This window comes from Amycolatopsis sp. NPDC005232 (genome assembly GCF_040607795.1).
Lineage (GTDB): Bacteria > Actinomycetota > Actinomycetes > Mycobacteriales > Pseudonocardiaceae > Amycolatopsis.
The window spans coordinates 17,350-33,492 of the sequence record NZ_JBEXHL010000060.1 but is presented as its reverse complement, the minus strand read 5'-3'; the positions used below and the strand labels follow the sequence as shown (position 1 = coordinate 33,492).

At 71.2% G+C, this 16,143-nt stretch carries 15 protein-coding genes; 8 read left to right on the top strand and 7 right to left on the bottom strand.

Annotated elements, in window-relative coordinates:
• Positions 1–355 (top strand): ABC transporter permease subunit (locus tag ABZU76_RS49475; RefSeq protein ID WP_354884821.1); only part of this gene is annotated, 355 nt, incomplete at its 5' end.
• Between the two features lie 15 nt (positions 356–370).
• Here the strand turns inward: ABZU76_RS49475 and ABZU76_RS49470 are convergent.
• Entirely contained in the window at positions 371–1,237 is an 867-nt protein-coding gene (locus ABZU76_RS49470) for a hypothetical protein (RefSeq protein WP_354884819.1), read from the bottom strand.
• Complete coding sequence (locus tag ABZU76_RS49465) at positions 1,234–1,551, bottom strand: hypothetical protein (protein WP_354884816.1); 318 nt, start codon at positions 1,549–1,551, stop codon at positions 1,234–1,236. Before ABZU76_RS49465 ends, ABZU76_RS49470 begins: the two co-directional genes overlap by 4 nt.
• 100 nt (positions 1,552–1,651) lie before the next feature.
• Between ABZU76_RS49465 and ABZU76_RS49460 the strand changes: the two genes are divergently transcribed.
• Positions 1,652–2,623, top strand: a complete 972-nt coding sequence (locus tag ABZU76_RS49460) for a quinone oxidoreductase (RefSeq protein ID WP_354884813.1) — start codon at positions 1,652–1,654, stop codon at positions 2,621–2,623.
• 61 nt (positions 2,624–2,684) lie between these two features.
• Here ABZU76_RS49460 and ABZU76_RS49455 read toward each other — a convergent pair whose 3' ends face one another.
• The 5 genes from ABZU76_RS49455 to ABZU76_RS49435 all read right to left on the bottom strand — a co-directional run bounded on the left by ABZU76_RS49455 (position 2,685) and on the right by ABZU76_RS49435 (position 7,415).
• A complete protein-coding gene (locus ABZU76_RS49455; RefSeq protein WP_354884810.1) occupies positions 2,685–2,948 on the bottom strand; it encodes a cold shock domain-containing protein in 264 nt (87 codons plus the stop codon).
• Position 2,949: 1 nt separating this feature from the next.
• On the bottom strand, positions 2,950–3,531 hold the full coding sequence (locus ABZU76_RS49450; protein ID WP_354884807.1) for an FKBP-type peptidyl-prolyl cis-trans isomerase: 582 nt from the start codon (positions 3,529–3,531) through the stop codon (positions 2,950–2,952).
• A gap of 10 nt (positions 3,532–3,541) precedes the next feature.
• The gene (locus ABZU76_RS49445; protein WP_354884804.1) at positions 3,542–5,818 is read right to left on the bottom strand and encodes an ATP-binding domain-containing protein; all 2,277 of its coding nucleotides are present in this window, start codon (positions 5,816–5,818) and stop codon (positions 3,542–3,544) included.
• Positions 5,819–5,907: 89 nt separating this feature from the next.
• Positions 5,908–6,393, bottom strand: a complete 486-nt coding sequence (locus ABZU76_RS49440) for a hypothetical protein (RefSeq protein WP_354884801.1) — start codon at positions 6,391–6,393, stop codon at positions 5,908–5,910.
• A 41-nt stretch (positions 6,394–6,434) separates the two neighbouring features.
• Positions 6,435–7,415, bottom strand: coding sequence for a heme o synthase (locus ABZU76_RS49435; RefSeq protein ID WP_354884798.1), 981 nt, complete (start codon positions 7,413–7,415; stop codon positions 6,435–6,437).
• A 523-nt stretch (positions 7,416–7,938) separates the two neighbouring features.
• Between ABZU76_RS49435 and tkt the strand changes: the two genes are divergently transcribed.
• The 6 genes from tkt to pgl are packed head-to-tail and all read left to right on the top strand — an operon-like array spanning position 7,939 to position 16,139.
• Positions 7,939–10,041 carry a transketolase gene (gene tkt / locus ABZU76_RS49430; RefSeq protein WP_354884795.1) on the top strand — a complete coding sequence of 701 codons (2,103 nt, stop codon included), beginning with the start codon at positions 7,939–7,941 and terminating at the stop codon, positions 10,039–10,041.
• 29 nt (positions 10,042–10,070) lie between these two features.
• Positions 10,071–11,186 carry a transaldolase gene (tal, locus tag ABZU76_RS49425; protein ID WP_354884792.1) on the top strand — a complete coding sequence of 372 codons (1,116 nt, stop codon included), beginning with the start codon at positions 10,071–10,073 and terminating at the stop codon, positions 11,184–11,186.
• 9 nt (positions 11,187–11,195) lie between these two features.
• Entirely contained in the window at positions 11,196–12,815 is a 1,620-nt protein-coding gene (locus ABZU76_RS49420) for a glucose-6-phosphate isomerase (protein ID WP_354884789.1), read from the top strand.
• Positions 12,812–14,338, top strand: a complete 1,527-nt coding sequence (gene zwf, locus ABZU76_RS49415; protein WP_354884786.1) for a glucose-6-phosphate dehydrogenase — start codon at positions 12,812–12,814, stop codon at positions 14,336–14,338. Before ABZU76_RS49420 ends, zwf begins: the two co-directional genes overlap by 4 nt.
• Positions 14,335–15,366: a glucose-6-phosphate dehydrogenase assembly protein OpcA gene (gene opcA / locus ABZU76_RS49410; protein ID WP_354884782.1), complete on the top strand. Its 1,032-nt coding sequence runs from the start codon at positions 14,335–14,337 to the stop codon at positions 15,364–15,366. The genes zwf and opcA overlap by 4 nt, the downstream gene beginning before the upstream one ends.
• The gene (gene pgl, locus ABZU76_RS49405; RefSeq protein ID WP_354884779.1) at positions 15,363–16,139 is read left to right on the top strand and encodes a 6-phosphogluconolactonase; all 777 of its coding nucleotides are present in this window, start codon (positions 15,363–15,365) and stop codon (positions 16,137–16,139) included. Before opcA ends, pgl begins: the two co-directional genes overlap by 4 nt.
• The last annotated feature ends 4 nt before the right edge of the window (positions 16,140–16,143 follow it).

Genomic DNA, 16,143 nt, shown 5'->3' with positions numbered 1-16,143 from the left:
TCCTCAACCTCCCAGCGGAGCTGGGAGGTTGAGGAAGGCCGTGCGCATCGACGGCAGCGGGCCGTTGCGGACGTTCTGGAGCGTGCTGCTGCCGGTGGTGCGCCCGAGCATCAGCGTGCTCGCGATCTCGGCCGTGCTGTGGTCGTGGAACGAGCTGCTGTGGCCGCTCGTGGTGTCGACGCGCGCCACGCAGATGCCGCTGTCGGCCGCGCTGGCCACCCTGGCCGGCGACGTGACGGTGAACTACCCCGTGCTGATGGCCGCCAGCCTGCTGGCGATGGCGCCGATCCTGATCCTGTTCATCCTGCTGCAGCGCCGGGTGATCGACGGGCTGGCGTCGTCGGGCTTGAAGTAGCCGGGCTTGAAATAGCTAGGCCAGCTGCTGCCGCACCGCCGACGCGAACCTCAACGGGGCCCCCGCGTCGGCGTTGCGGAAGCCCAGCGACGGTTCGGCCAGCTCGAGCTCCAGCACCAGCGGGTGCCCCTCTTCGCCGCGCACGATGTCCACGCGGGCGTAGAGCAGTTCGGCGCGCAGGATGCCCATCAGGGAGCACGCCGCGTCCAGGGCGTCTTCCGCGACGGCACGCACGCCGGACGCCGGGGCGGCCGGGGCGAGCGTCTCCGTGAGGAACAGGCCGGACGGGTCGGTGCCGGCGCCGAGCATCGCCCCCTTCGTGAAGGCGTGCGAGTAAACGCCGCCGAAGTACACGAGCGCGATCTCGCCCTGGGTGTCCACACTGGACTGGTACGGCTGGATGACGGCGGTGCGGCCGTCGGCGTGCAGCTCGCGCAGGTGCTCGGCCGCACCGGCGGCGTCGGCGCCGAAGCGGGCGGCGCCGCGCGAGCCCGCGCCGACCGAGGGCTTCACCACGAACGGCACCTTCGGCCACTTCGCCTGCTCACCCGGCTCGACCAGCGTGGTCGGCACCGTGGGCACGCCGGCCTCGATCAGCTCGGCGAGGTAGGACTTGTCGGTGTTCCAGCGCACGACCGCGGCGGGGTTGGCCAGTGTCGGCACGGTCTCGCACCAGTCGAGGAACTCGGCGCGGCGCTCGGGGTAGTCCCAGGTCGCGCGCAGCACCACGAGGTCGGCGCTCGTGTAGTCGGCGGCCGGGTCGTCCCACACGGCCCAGCGCACGGTGAAGCCCAGGTCGTCGAGGGCGGCCGCGGCGGTGGTGTCGTCGCCGTCGCCTTCCGGCATCTGCGCGCAGGCGACGAAGATCGCTTCGAGGTTCACCGGCCGGCTCGCGGACCGGCCATCTTGCGGCGGTGGGCCGCGCCGATCTTGGTCGCCTTCACAGTCTCGCTGTCCCATTCGGCGGGTTCGAGATCTTCGACCGCCTCGACGAGCGCCGTGCCCGTCTCCAGGGCCGGCACGATCACGTCACCGAGGGCTCCGTCGGCTCCCACGAGCACCACGCGGGCGCCGATCCGGCCGATGTTCTCGACCACCGCACGCGACGGTTTCCCGTGCCGCGCCACGAAGTCACGGGCGGCGGCCAGCTGCCGGCCGGTTGGTGCGGGGGGCGTCTGCTCGGTCTCCTCAGCCACGTCGGCGAGCTTAACCGGTCTCACCCGGTGGCGCGGAACAAGCGTGGCGTCGGCCATAGTTGGCACCTGGTGAGAGCCGAACCCGACGCGAGGAGGAAACATGCCGTCCGCTGTGCAGGTCAGGACGACCGGTGGTCCCGAGGTACTGGAGGTCGCCGAGGTCGAGGTCGGCTCGCCCGGTGCCGGTGAGTTGCTGGTGGACGTGGCCGCGGCCGGTGTCAACTACATCGACACCTACCAGCGCCAGGGCATCTACCCGATCGACCTGCCGTTCGTGCTCGGACTGGAGGGCGCGGGCACCGTGGCCGAGGTCGGCGAGGGCGTGACGGCGTTCGCCCCGGGTGACCGCGTGGCCTGGCAGGGCTCGCTGGGCAGCTACGCGGCGCGCAAGCTCCTGCCCGCTGCGGGCGCCGTGAAGGTGCCCGCCGGCGTGTCCGACGAGATCGCTGCCGCCACGATGCTGCAGGGCATCACGGCCCACTACCTGGTCCGCTCGACGTACGAGGTCAAGCCGGGCGACGACGTGCTGGTCCACGCCGCGGCCGGCGGCGTCGGCCTGCTACTGGTGCAGCTGGCGAAGGCGCGGGGCGCGCGCGTGATCGGCACGGTGTCCACCGAGGAGAAGGCCGAGCTGGCCCGCGGTGCCGGCGCCGACCACGTGATCCGCTACGACCGGGAGGACTTCGCCAAGGTAACGCGCGAGCTGACCGACGGCGAGGGCGTGCACGTGGTCTACGACGGCGTCGGCAAGGACACCGTCGACGGCAGCCTGGCCAGCCTGAGGATCCGCGGCATGCTCGCGCTGTTCGGCGCGGCCAGCGGCCCGGTGCCGCCGATCGACCCGCAGCGCCTCAACTCGGGCGGCTCGCTGTTCCTGACCCGCCCCACGTCCGTCCACTACGTCCGCACGCGCGAGGAGCTCGACTGGCGCGCCGACGAGCTGTTCGCCGCGGTGACCGACGGTTCGCTGAACATCCGCATCGGCGGGCGCTACCCGCTGGCCGACGCCCGCAAGGCCCACGAAGACCTGCAGGGCCGCCGGACGACCGGGAAGCTGATCCTCATCCCGTGACGCTGATCCGCCGGGCCGGGTTGACGCCCGGCCCGGCGGTTCAGCGCTTCCGGCGCTGCTGCTATTTCGACCCCTTCGGGGGTTTCTCCTTCACCCACACCGCGCGCCAGTGGTAGCCGTCCTGCTCGGCGCGCTCGGCCGTGAACTCGACTTCGGCCGCCGGCGTCAGGCGCCGGAAGCCGCCCGGACCGTTGCCCGAGCTCTCGACGTCGAGGCTCGAGTAGTGCGCCCAGGCCTGGTCGGCCAGCGTCCGGCAGTCGAGGACGCCCCAGCCTTGTTCGCCGTGCCACTCGACGACCCAGCCGGTGTGGACGGTGTCGGTCAAGTCAGCTCTTGTCGGCCGGGACCGTGACGGCGTCGGTCACGAACACGAGCGTCTCGTTGGGCGCGATGCCGTTGCCGCCCTGGCCGTAGCCGAGGTCCGGCGGGATGATCAGCAGCCGGCGCCCGCCCTGCTTGATGCCGACGAGGCCCTGGTCCCAGCCCGGGATGACCTTGCCCGCGCCGAGCGGCAGGTCGAAGGGCTCGCCGCGGTCGAAGGAGCTGTCGAGCTTCTTCTTGTCCGACCACGTGACCAGCGTGTAGTTCATCGACAGTTCCTGGCCGGCCTTCGCGCCGTTGCCGGTGCCCGCGACGAGGTCCTTCGTGATCAGCTTCTTCGGCGGATCGCAGTCGTCCGGGATGGTGATCGTCGGCGGCTGGCCGAACGTCCCGGTGGTCTTGATGTCGTCCGCGGTGCACTCACGGCCCTTGGGCTGGGCCGCCTGCGCGGCCGAGCTCGACGGGGCGGCCGGAGCCGACGGGGTGGCCGACGGCTGGGCCGCGGTGTCGTCGCCACACGCGGTCAGGCTGAACGCCACGGCCACGGCCGCAGCGCCCACGGAGGCGATCTTGCCGATTCTCTGCATGCCCGGGATGCTAGCCAAGCTCGGCCAACGCCGGTACGACCTCACCGGTCTGGACCACGCCGAGCCGCTGGGTCGCGCGCGTGAGGGCCACATACAGGTCGTTGAGCCCACGCGGTGACGCCGCGACGATCTCGTCCGGCGCGACCAGCAGAACGGCGTCGAACTCGAGGCCCTTGGCGCGCTCGACCGTGAGCACGCTCACGCGTTCGTCGGCGGGCACCGCGGCTTCCACGGCGGCGAGCCGGGCCGCCGGTGTGAGCACGGCCACGGTGCCACCGTCCACAGCGGACAGCTCCTGCGCGACGAGGCCGCCCAGATCGGCGTCGAGGTCGCTCGTCGCCTTCGACCACGGCGCCACGCCCGTCTCACGGACCGACGCCGGGGCCGCGAGGTCCACGTCGAGATGCGCCAGTACGCGCGCGGCCACGGCCATGATCTCGGCCGGCGTGCGGTAGTTCACGGTGAGCTGCTCGAGGCGCCAGCGGTCGGCGACGTAGGGCGAGAGGACCCCGTCCCACGTGCGCGCTCCCCCGGCCGCGCCGGTCTGCGCGACGTCGCCCACGAGCGTCATCGAGCGGTTGGGCGAGCGGCGCATGAGCAGGCGCCAGTCCATGGCGGACAGTTCCTGGGCCTCGTCCACGATCACGTGCCCGAACGTCCACGTGCGGTCCTGCGCGGCGCGCTGGGCCGCGGTCAGCTCGCTGCGCTCCTGCTGGCGCTCGGCGAACAGCTCGGCGTCGAGCACGTCGGACACGCGCAGGATCTCCTCGTCCTGGATCTCCTCGTCCTGCTCCAGGACGTGCAGCACGCCCTCGGCGTAGGCGCGCTCGACGCGCTCGCGGCGCCGGCGCTCGGCGCGCTCCTCGCTGTCGTCCTCGCCGAGCAGCTCGGACAGCTCGTCGAGCAGCGGCACGTCAGCGGGCGTCCACTTCGCGTCGCGGCCGCTCTCCAGGTGCGCGCGATCGGCCTCGGACAGCAGCTTGCCGGCGACGCGATCGAGGTGTTCGCGCTCGGCGAACAGGTCGTCGAGCAGGCCTTCCGGCGTCAGTTTCGGCCACAGCTCGTTCACGGCGGCGGCCACGGCGGGGCTGGCGGCGAGCTCGGCGCGGATGTCCTGCACGTCCTGCGCGTCGAGCAGGTCCTCCCCCAGCTTGCGGGCGGCCTGGCGGGTGAGCGCGTCGAGCACGTCGGACACGAACAGGCGCCGCGCGAGGTTGTGCGGCCGGCGCGAGCGGCGCGCGCGGGTGCGGGCCTCGACGCAGGTCTTGCGGTCGAGCTTGAGGATCTCCCGCTCGTGCTCGATCTCCACCACCGGCTCGGGCACGCGCTGGCGGTCGCGCACGGCGCTGGCGAGCACGTCGGTCATCACCAGGCGCCCCTTGACCTCCGCGGCCTCGGGCGGCTCGATGCCTTCCGCGTCGAGGCCCGGGTAGAGCTGCCCGATGGTGGCCAGCAGCACGCCGGTCTCGCCCAGCGACGGGAGGACCTGGCCGATGTAGCGCAGGAACGTGCTGTTGGGCCCGACCACGAGCACGCCGCGCGTGGTGAGCTGCTGGCGGTGCGTGTACAGCAGGTACGCGGCGCGGTGCAGCGCGACGGCGGTCTTGCCCGTGCCCGGCGCGCCCTGCACCACCATCACCCCGCCGAGCGGCGCGCGGATGATCCGGTCCTGCTCGGCCTGGATGGTGGCGACGATGTCGCTCATCTCGCCCGTGCGCCGGCGTTCCAGGGCGGCCAGCAGCGCGGCCTCGCCCGCCAGCCCGAGGTCCTGGCCCTGGTCGGCGGCCCAGAGGTCGAGGATCTCGTCGTCGAACCCCGTCACCTTCCGGCTCAGCGACCGCAGGTGCCGCCGCCGGCGCACACCGTCGGGCGAGGCGGCCGTGGCGAGGTAGAACGGCCGCGCGACGGGCGCCCGCCAGTCCACCAGCAGCGGCCGGTAGTCGTCGTCCTCCTCGAACAACCCGAGGCGGCCGATGTAGGTGGTTTCTTCGGCGCTCTCGGGCACGAAGTCGAGGCGGCCGAAGCACAGCCCCTGCTCCACCGACCCCAGCTGCGCGAGCCGGTCGGAGTACAGCGTGGTGGCGACGTCCCGCTCGGTGCGTGCCTGCGGGGTACCGCCGGTCTGCCGCAGCGTGGTGTCGAGGCGCCGCTGGGCCTCGACCCGCTCGACGTCGAGCTTCGCGTACAGCGTCGTGACATACGCCTGCTCACGCGCCAGCTCGGCGGCGTGCTCGGGCGTACCGTCCTCGAGGGCGCGGTCTGCTTCCCGGTCCGGGGACACGGACAAGGTGAATCCTGCTTTCGCATCGGGGAAAGGCGGCGGAGAGCCGGAAGAACACAACGGCCAACCAGACTACGCCATTCCCGAGGGGCCCCTCAGTCGTTCGCCCGCCGCCGGTACCGAGCACTCTCCCGCGACTCGGGCGTGGTGAACACCGGAGAAGCCACGCGATAGACGTCGCCGGGACGGCCGTAGTAGCTGCCTTCGATCACGAAGACACTCGTGCAGGACGTGGGGTGCCAGTATTCGCGCAGGTCCTCGTGGACGACCGGTCGCGCGACTAGCGCCACTGCGCGGCGGTCGAGTTCGGCGGAGAGCGCGGCGAAGGTCACCGCGCCGGCGAACGGGCCGTACCGCCGCGTGATCGCGGCCGCCGGGGCGACGTCGTGGGCGAGGCGGTGCGCCTGCACTGAAAAATGTGTCCCGGACCACGACCGACCGGTTTTGGTGCGGTTCCAGAAGAATTCGACGACACCGAAGTCGTACCAGAGCTGACGACGAGGCCGGTTCACGCCGGATTCGTCACCGTCGAACAAGGCGACCACCCGCTCGGGTGGCCACGTGTCGTCGGCACCGAGCACGGTGCCGGACTCGACTACGTCGGCCAGGAAAGCGGCCGGACTCAGAACGGCAAGCCGAGCGTCGGCAACCCGATCGCCGAGTCCACGGCCAACGCGACGAACACGATCATCAGGTACGTGTTCGAGCGGTGGAACAGCGACATGGGCTTCGTCTCCTCGCCGCGGCGCACGGCGGCCTGGAGGCGGTGGGCGTAGAAGAGGAACCAGGCGCCGGCGAGGACCGCGAAGGTGGCGTACAGCCAGCTGGTGACGGGCAGCAGCAGGAGGGTCCAGGCGACCATCACCCACGAGTAGATGACGATCTGCTTGGCCACGTGCTGCGGGGTCGCCACGACCGGGAGCATCGGGACGCCCGCGCGCTCGTAGTCGTCGCGGTACTTCATGCCCAGGGCCCACGTGTGCGGGGGCGTCCAGAAGAAGATGACGCCGAACATGACGAACGCGGGCCACTGCACGGTGCCGGACACGGCGGCCCAGCCGATGACCACCGGCATGCAGCCGGCGGCGCCGCCCCACACGACGTTCTGCGACGTGCGCCGCTTGAGGCCCAGGGTGTAGACGAAGATGTAGAACAGGATGGTCGCGATCGCGAGGATCGCCGACAGCAGGTTCACGGTGAAATACAGGACGACGAACGAAGCGACGCCGAGCACGAGCCCGAAGATCAGCGCGTTGCGCCGCGGCACCGAGTCCTTCACCAGCGGGCGCTTCTTGGTGCGGTTCATCACCTTGTCGATGTCCGCGTCGATCACGCAGTTGAGCGCGTTGGCGCTGCCGGCGGCCATCGTGCCGCCCACGAGCGTGGCGAGCACGAGCCACGGCGAAGGGATCTCGCGGCCCGCGAGGAACATCGCCGGGATCGTGGTGACGAGGAGAAGCTCGATCACCCTCGGTTTCGCGAGCGCGGCGTAGGCACCCACAACCTGGCGGACACTTCGCCGGGCACCACGCGGTCGTTCACCGGTCGGGTGTTCGGCGCTGGTGTTCTCACTGCGTCCGTGCGCAGCGTTCACCAACGACATTTCACTCCCTGGGTCAGTTCGGGGCCGGGCGACGATCCGGAAGACCGCGATGGAACTGGTGAAGCTCCCGGACCAGGCCCGGGTTCGATGTTAGACGTGGCGATTCCGCCTGCGTGATCGAGGGTCCTCGACACGCCGCGGCCTGTCTTCTGCGTCACGCCACCGGGTTCACGCTCGACGGCAACGGCGGCGCACGGTGTGTCCGGAAGGACCGGTCGCGGTGTCCGGCGGGTCCGTTCGGTCCCCTCGATCGTCCCTTTTGCACGGTCCGTGACCAGCGGCGGACGGCGGGCAGCCCGCATGGGCGGGATCACCTGCCCGGTTGGGCCGGGCGCGGCCGTCGCGGCTGCCCGGAGTACACCCCAAGCACTAGGCTGTCGCGGACGGGCCGCGTGGTACCCCGGCGCAGTGCTCCCAGCAGGAATATCGTCCCTTCGGGATCGATTGAGATTACTGGCAGTGCACACCGGCTACACCACGACGGAAAGCAAGCGACAACCTCAGGACGGGGAGTTCGAGTTCAGTGTCCGAAACCGCCTCTACCAGCGAGAACAACCCTTTGCTCCGGCGTGACGTGCCCGCCGACTGGACCGGGACCGACTCCCGCGCCGTCGACACCGTCCGGGTCCTCGCCGCGGACGCCGTCGAGAAGGTCGGCAGCGGTCACCCGGGCACCGCGATGAGCCTCGCCCCGCTCGCCTACACGTTGTTCCAGCGGACCATGCGCCACGACCCGACCGACCCGCACTGGCGCGGCCGCGACCGCTTCGTGCTCTCGGCGGGCCACTCCAGCCTCACCCTCTACATCCAGCTGTACCTCGCCGGCTACGGCCTCGAGCTCGAGGACCTCAAGCAGCTGCGCACGTGGGGCTCGCTGACCCCGGGCCACCCGGAGTTCGGCCACACCAAGGGCGTCGAGACCACGACCGGCCCGCTGGGTCAGGGCCTGGCCAACGCGGTGGGCATGGCGATGGCCGCCCGTCGCGAGCGCGGCCTGCTCGACCCCGACGCCGCGCCCGGCGAGAGCATCTACGACCACCACATCTACGCGATCGCCTCCGACGGCGACATCGAAGAGGGCGTGACCTCCGAGGCCTCGTCGATCGCGGGCCGCCAGGAGCTGGGCAACCTCATCCTCTTCTGGGACGACAACAAGATCTCCATCGAGGACGACACGAACATCGCGCTGTCCGAGGACACCGCGAAGCGCTACGAGGCCTACGGCTGGCACGTACAGGTCGTCGAGGGCGGCGAGAACGTCACCGCGATCGAGGAGGCCATCAAGGCCGCCAAGGCGGAGACCGAGCGCCCGTCGTTCATCGCGCTGCGGACGATCATCGGCTACCCGGCGCCCACGAAGATGAACACCGGCAAGGCGCACGGCGCCGCGCTCGGCGCCGACGAGATCAAGTCGGTCAAGGAGATCCTCGACTTCGACGTCGAGCAGACCTTCCAGGTCGACGACGAGGTCATCACCCACACCCGCAAGGCCCTCGACCGCGGCAAGCAGGAGCACGCCGCGTGGCAGGAGCGCTACGACGCGTGGGCCGCGGCGAACCCGGAGCGCAAGGCGCTGGCCGACCGGCTCGCGACCCGCGCGCTGCCCGAGGGCTTCGCCGACAACCTGCCGCACTGGGACCCGGACCCCAAGGGCATCGCGACCCGCAAGGCCTCCGGTGAGGTCCTCAACGCGTTGCGCGACCCGCTGCCCGAGCTGTGGGGCGGCTCCGCCGACCTGGCGGAGAGCAACAACACCACGATGAAGGGCGCCGACTCGTTCGGCCCGGCGAAGGCCACCACCTCGGCGTGGAATGCGAACCCGTACGGCCGCACGCTGCACTTCGGCATCCGCGAGCACGCGATGGGCTCGATCCTCAACGGCATCGCCCTGCACGGCGGCACCCGCCCGTACGGCGCGACGTTCCTCATCTTCTCCGACTACATGCGCCCGCCGGTCCGGCTCGCGGCGCTGATGGGCCTGCCCACGCTGTACGTGTGGACGCACGACTCCATCGGCCTCGGCGAGGACGGCCCGACGCACCAGCCGATCGAGCAGCTCTCCGCGCTGCGCGCGATCCCGGGCCTCAACGTCGTCCGCCCGGCGGACGCCAACGAGACCGCTTACGCGTGGAAGGCCGTGCTGGAAGACGTGCACCACCCGTCGGGTGTCGCGCTCACCCGCCAGAACGTGCCGGTGCTCGAGGGCACCAGCGCCGAAGGCGTGAAGCGCGGCGGCTACGTGCTCGAAGAGGCCTCCAACGGCACCCCCGAGGTCGTGCTGATGGCCACCGGTTCCGAGGTCCAGCTGGCCGTCGCGGCCCGCAAGACCCTCGAGGCCGACGGCGTGCCGACCCGCGTCGTGTCGATGCCGTGCGTCGAGTGGTTCGACTCGCAGGAGCAGTCCTACCGCGACGCGGTGCTGCCGCCGGCCGTCAAGGCGCGCGTGTCCGTCGAAGCCGGAATCGCGCAGTCGTGGCACCGCTTCACCGGTGACGCGGGGGTGAACGTTTCGATCGAGCACTTCGGTGCTTCGGCCGACGCCGCCACACTGTTCCGTGAGTTCGGGTTCACCCCGGAGAAGGTCGTCGAGGCCGCCCGTCGCTCGATCGCCAACACCAAGAACTGAATTTCTTCCTTGAAGGGGATGAAGAAGGTATGAGCACCACCGATCGGCTCGCACAGCTTTCGGAGGCGGGCGTCTCCATCTGGCTGGACGACCTCTCCCGCGAGCGGCTCAACTCGGGCAACCTCGCCGCGCTGATCCGCGACAAGCACGTCGTGGGCGTCACGACCAACCCGACGATCTTCGCCAACGCGCTGTCGAAGGGCGAAGCCTACGACGCGCAGGTCAAGGAGCTGGCCGAGCGCGGCGCGGACCTCAACGGCACCGTCCGCGAGCTGACGACCAGCGACGTGCGCAACGCCGCGGACCTGTTCCGCGACGTCTACAACGCCACCAACGGCACCGACGGCCGCGTCTCGATCGAGGTCGACCCGCGCCTGGCGCGCGACACCGACAAGACGATCGCCGAGGCCAAGGACCTGTGGAAGGCCGTGGACCGGCCGAACCTGATGGTCAAGATCCCGGCCACCGACGAGGGCCTGCCCGCCATCACCGCGGCGCTGGCCGAGGGCATCAGCATCAACGTGACGCTGATCTTCTCCGTCGAGCGCTACGCGCAGGTCATCGACGCCTACTTCGCGGGCCTGGAGCAGGCGAAGGCCAACGGCCACGACCTCAAGGGCATCCACTCGGTCGCGTCGTTCTTCGTGTCCCGTGTGGACACCGAGGTCGACAAGCGCCTGAACAAGATCGGCACCGACGAGGCCAAGGCGCTGCTCGGCGAGGCGGCCATCGCCAACACCCGCCTCGCCTACGCCAAGTTCGAGGAACTCTTCGCGAGCGACCGCTGGAAGGCGCTGGCCGCCGCGGGCGCCAACGCGCAGCGTCCGCTGTGGGCCTCGACCGGCGTCAAGGACCCGGCGTACTCCGACACCCGCTACGTCGACCAGCTCCTGGTCCACGACATCGTGAACACGATGCCGGAGAAGACCATGGACGCGGTGGCCGACCACGCCGAGCTCACCGGCGACACGGTGACCGGCCGCGGCGCCGAGGCGCAGGGCGTGTTCGACAAGCTGAGCGCGGCCGGCATCGACGTGCCGGACGTGTTCGTGGTCCTCGAGACCGAGGGCGTCGAGAAGTTCGAGAAGTCCTGGCAGGAGCTGCTCGAGACGGTGACCGGCCAGCTGAACAAGGCGAAGGGCTGAAGCCAGACCATGACAGGGGACGAAACCGGCGTCGAGCTCGTCGACGCCGAACTGGCAGGCAAGGCGGCGCCGCTGGTCGAGCGCCTCGTCGCCGACCAGGCCGCGTCGAAGCTCGCCGCGCAGGACGCGACGCTGTGGGGACCGGATGCCGAGTCCGAGGCGTCGATCCGGCTCTCGTGGACGTCGCTGCACAAGTCGTCGCGGCCGCTGATCGGTGAGATCGAGGCGCTGCGTGCGGAGCTGCAGTCCGAGGGAGTGGACCGCGTGGTGCTCGCCGGCATGGGCGGCTCGTCGCTCGCGCCGGAGGTCATCACCGCCACCGCGGGTGTCGCGCTGACGGTGCTCGACACGACCGACCCGGGCCAGGTCGCCGACGCGCTCGCGGGCGACCTCGAGCGCACGGTGATCGTGGTGTCGTCGAAGTCGGGCGGCACCGTGGAGACCGACAGCCACCGGCGCATCTTCGCGAAGGCTTTCACCGACGCGGGGATCGACGCGGCGCGGCGGATCGTGGTCGTGACCGACCCGGGCTCGCCGTTCTCGGAGCTGTCCGAAAAGGAGGGTTACCGCAAGACCTTCCTGGCCGACCCGCACGTCGGCGGCCGCTACTCGGCGCTGACCGCGTTCGGCCTCGTGCCGGCCGGTCTCGCGGGCGCGGACATCGCGCGTCTGCTGGACCAGGCCGCCGCGGTGGCCGAGGTGCTGGGCTCCGACTCGGCCGACAACCCGGCGATCAAGCTGGCGGCCGCCTGGGCCGCCGCCCACGAGGGCGGCGCGGAGAAGGTCGTGCTCGCTGACACCGGTTCCGGCGTCAAAGGATTCCCGGACTGGGCCGAGCAGCTGATCGCGGAGTCGACCGGCAAGCTGGGCACGGGCCTGCTGCCCGTGGCCGTCGAAGGTCCGCAGGCACCCGGCTTCGCCGACGCGAAGTCCGACGCGACCCCGGTCGCCGTCGGCGCCGCGGAAGGCGCCGCGAAGGTCTCGGTGACGGGCCCGCTCGGCGCGCAGTTCCTGCTGTGGGAGTTCGCGACCGCGCTCGCCGGCCGGCTGATCGGGATCAACCCGTTCGACCAGCCCGACGTCGAGGCCGCGAAGAAGGCCGCGCGCGCGTTGCTGGACGAGCCGGAGAAACTGTCCGGCAAGGAGACTCCGGCCACTGTGGACGGTGCCGTCGAGGTCTTCGGCAGTGAAGGCGTTGCCACGGAAGGAAAGCTGGTGGACGTGCTGCGCGCGTTCTTCGGCTCGGTCGCCGACGGCGGCTACTTCGCCGTGCAGGCCTACCTCGACCGGCTCGACGACGCGTCGACCTCGCTGCTGCGCGGCGAGATCGCCAAGCGCACCGGCGTGCAGACGACGTTCGGCTGGGGTCCGCGGTTCCTGCACTCCACCGGGCAGTACCACAAGGGCGGCCACCAGAACGGCAGCTTCCTCCAGGTCACCGGCGCGGTCGCCGAGGACCTGGGTGTGCCGGACCGCCCCTACACCCTGGGACAGCTTCAGCACGCGCAGGCTCTCGGCGACGGTCAGGTCCTCGCCGACCACGGCCGCCCCGTGCTGCGGCTGCACCTGACCGACCGGGCCGCCGGGCTTGCCGAGCTCGTGCGGGCCGTACAGGAGGCCGGCGAGTGACGACCTGGCAGAACCCGCTGCGGGACCCGCGCGACAAGCGCCTCCCGCGGATCGCGGGCCCGTCGAGCCTGGTGATCTTCGGGGTCACCGGCGACCTGGCCCGCAAGAAGCTCATGCCCGCCATCTACGACCTGGCCCACCGCGGCCTGCTGCCCGCCGGCTTCTCGCTGGTCGGGTTCGCGCGCCGCGACTGGGAGCACCAGGACTTCGGCGAGCTGGTGCACGACTCGGTGCGCGAGCACGCGCGGACGCCGTTCAAGGAGTCGGTCTGGAACCGCCTCGCCGAGGGCATCCGCTTCGTGCAGGGCACGTTCGACGACGACGACGCCTTCGACCGCCTCGCCCAGACCGTGAAGGACCTGGACGCCGAACGCGGCACCGGCGGCAACACGGCGTTCTACCTCTCGATCCCGCCGGGGGCGTTCCCGGTGGTGACCAAGCAGCTGGCCCGCTCGGGCCTGGCCGACACCGACGCCACGACCTGGCGCCGTGTGGTCATCGAGAAGCCGTTCGGCCACGACCTCAAGAGCGCCAAGGAGCTCAACGGGATCGTGAACGACGTCTTCCCCGAGGAGTCGGTGTTCCGCATCGACCACTACCTCGGCAAGGAGACGGTGCAGAACCTGCTGGCGCTGCGCTTCGCCAACCAGATGTTCGAGCCGATCTGGAACGCGAACTACATCGACCACGTGCAGATCACCATGGCCGAGGACATCGGCCTCGGCGGCCGCGCGGGGTACTACGACGGCATCGGCGCCGCGCGCGACGTCATCCAGAACCACCTGTTGCAGCTGCTCGCGCTGACCGCGATGGACGAGCCGCTGTCGTTCGAGCCGAAGGCGCTGCGCTCGGAGAAGGCGAAGGTGCTGGCGGCGACCTACCCGCTGCGGCCCTTCAACGAGACCACCGCGCGGGGGCAGTACGCCGGCGGCTGGCAGGGCGGCATGAAGGTGCCGGGCCTGCTGCAGGAAGCGGGCTTCGCGAAGGACTCCAAGACCGAGACCTACGCCGCGGTGACGCTGGAGGTGCAGAACCGCCGCTGGGCGGGTGTGCCGTTCTACCTGCGCACCGGCAAGCGGCTGGGCCGGCGCGTCACGGAGATCGCCGTGGTGTTCAAGCGCGCGCCGCACCTGCCGTTCGACTCCACCTCCACCGAGGAGCTGGGCCAGAACGCGCTGGTCATCCGCGTGCAGCCGGACGAGGGCATCACGCTGCGGTTCGGCTCGAAGGTGCCGGGGACCACGATGGAGGTCCGCGACGTCACCATGGACTTCGGTTACGGCCACGCCTTCACCGAGTCCTCCCCCGAGGCGTACGAGCGGCTGATCCTCGACGTGCTGCTGGGCGAGCCGTCGCTGTTCCCGGTGAACGAGGAGGTCGAGCTCTCCTGGGAGATCCTCGACCCGATCTTGGAGCACTGGGCCAAGGAAGGCGCGCCGGAGCAGTACGCGCCGGGCACGTGGGGTCCGCAGAGCGCCGATGAGATGTTGGAGCGTACGGGCCGGAACTGGAGGCGTCCGTGATCATCGACCTGCCATCCACCACGACTTCGCAGCTGAACAAGAAGCTGGTGGAGATCCGCGACCAGGGCGGTCAGGTCGCGCTGGGCCGGGTGCTGACCCTGGTCATCGTGGCGGACGACGACGCCAAGCTCGAGGAGGCCATCGAGGCCGCGAACCACGCCAGCCGGGAGCACCCGTCGCGCGTGATCGTGGTCGCGAAGGGCGCCCGCACGGCGGCTCCGCGCATCGACGGCCAGATCCGCGTGGGCGGCGACGCCGGCGCGAGCGAGGTCATCGTGCTGCGCCTCTACGGGCCGCTGGCCGCGCAGGGCCAGAGCGCGGTCGTGCCGCTGCTGCTGCCCGACGCGCCGATCGTCACGTGGTGGCCGGGCGCGGGCCCGAAGGCCCCGGCGGAGGACCCGCTGGGCCAGATCGCGCAGCGGCGCATCACTGACTCGGCCGCGGAGAAGAGCCCCATAAGAGCTCTGACCACCCGGGCGAAGGCCTACGTGGAGGGCGACACGGACCTGGCGTGGACGCGGCTGACGCACTGGCGTGCGCAGCTCGTGTCGGCGCTGGACCTGCCGCCGTACGAGGAGATCACGGCCGCGACCGTGACCGGTGAGGCCGACTCGCCGTCCACGGAGCTGCTGGCGGGCTGGCTCGCCGAGTACCTCAAGGTGCCGGTGAAGCGGATCAAGAGCTCCAGCGCGCAGGGCATCATCTCCGTCGAGCTCGAACGGCGTTCGGGTGCGGTGGAGCTGACCCGGCCCGACGGCCGTGTCGGCACGCTGACGCAGCCGGGCCAGCCGACGCGGCGCATCGCGCTGCAGCGGCGGAGCAACCCGGAGTGCCTGGTGGAGGAGCTGCGCCGGCTCGACCCGGACGAGGTCTTCGAGGCGGCGCTGCACGGGCTGCCCAAGATCTCCGCGCCGACGACCACGGCGAAGGCTGCTTCCGCTTCTGCGGCCGCGAAGCCGAAGGCCGCGGCGGCCAAGGCTCCGGCGAAGAAGGCCGGCAAGGCCAAGGCGGAAAAGAGCGGTTCGTGAGCCGCACGGAGGTCGTCGTCTACGAGAACGCCGGCCTCCTGGCGGCCGCCGCGGCGGCGCGGCTGGTCACCCGGATCGTCGACGTGCAGGCGGCCAAGGGCTCGGCTTCGGTCGTGCTCACCGGCGGCGGCACGGGCATCGCGGTGCTGGAGGAGCTCAACTCCTCCAGCGCGCGCGACGCAATCGACTGGTCGCGCCTGGACGTCTACTGGGGCGACGAGCGGTTCGTCCCGGCCGACTCCGACGAACGCAACGAGAAGGGCGCGCGCGCGGCCCTGCTGGACCACGTACCGCTCGACCCGAAGCGCGTGCACGTGATGGCGCCGTCGGACGGCGAGTTCGGTGACGACGCGGACGCCGCGGCCGCGGCGTACGCGGAGGTGCTGGCCTCGCAGGCGGGCCCGGACGAGGGCGGCGTGCCCGCGTTCGACATCTGCCTGCTCGGCCTCGGCGGGGAGGGGCACACCGCTTCGGTGTTCCCGGACTCGCCCGCCGTGCACGAGACGCGGCTTTCGGTGGTGGCGGTGCGCGACTGCCCCAAGCCGCCGTCGACCCGCGTCTCACTCACGCTCACGGCAATCCGCCGCGCGCGTGAGGTGTGGCTGATGACCGCGGGTGAAGCGAAGGCCGAGGCCGTGTCGCTGGCTCTCGCGGGTGCGCCGGAGGTGCAGGTGCCCGTGTCGGGTGCCCGCGGCTACCGGCGGACGCTGTGGCTCCTGGACCGCACGGCGGCCGGGAAGCTGACGAAGGTGTACGAGCCGCCGAACGCGTGACGCT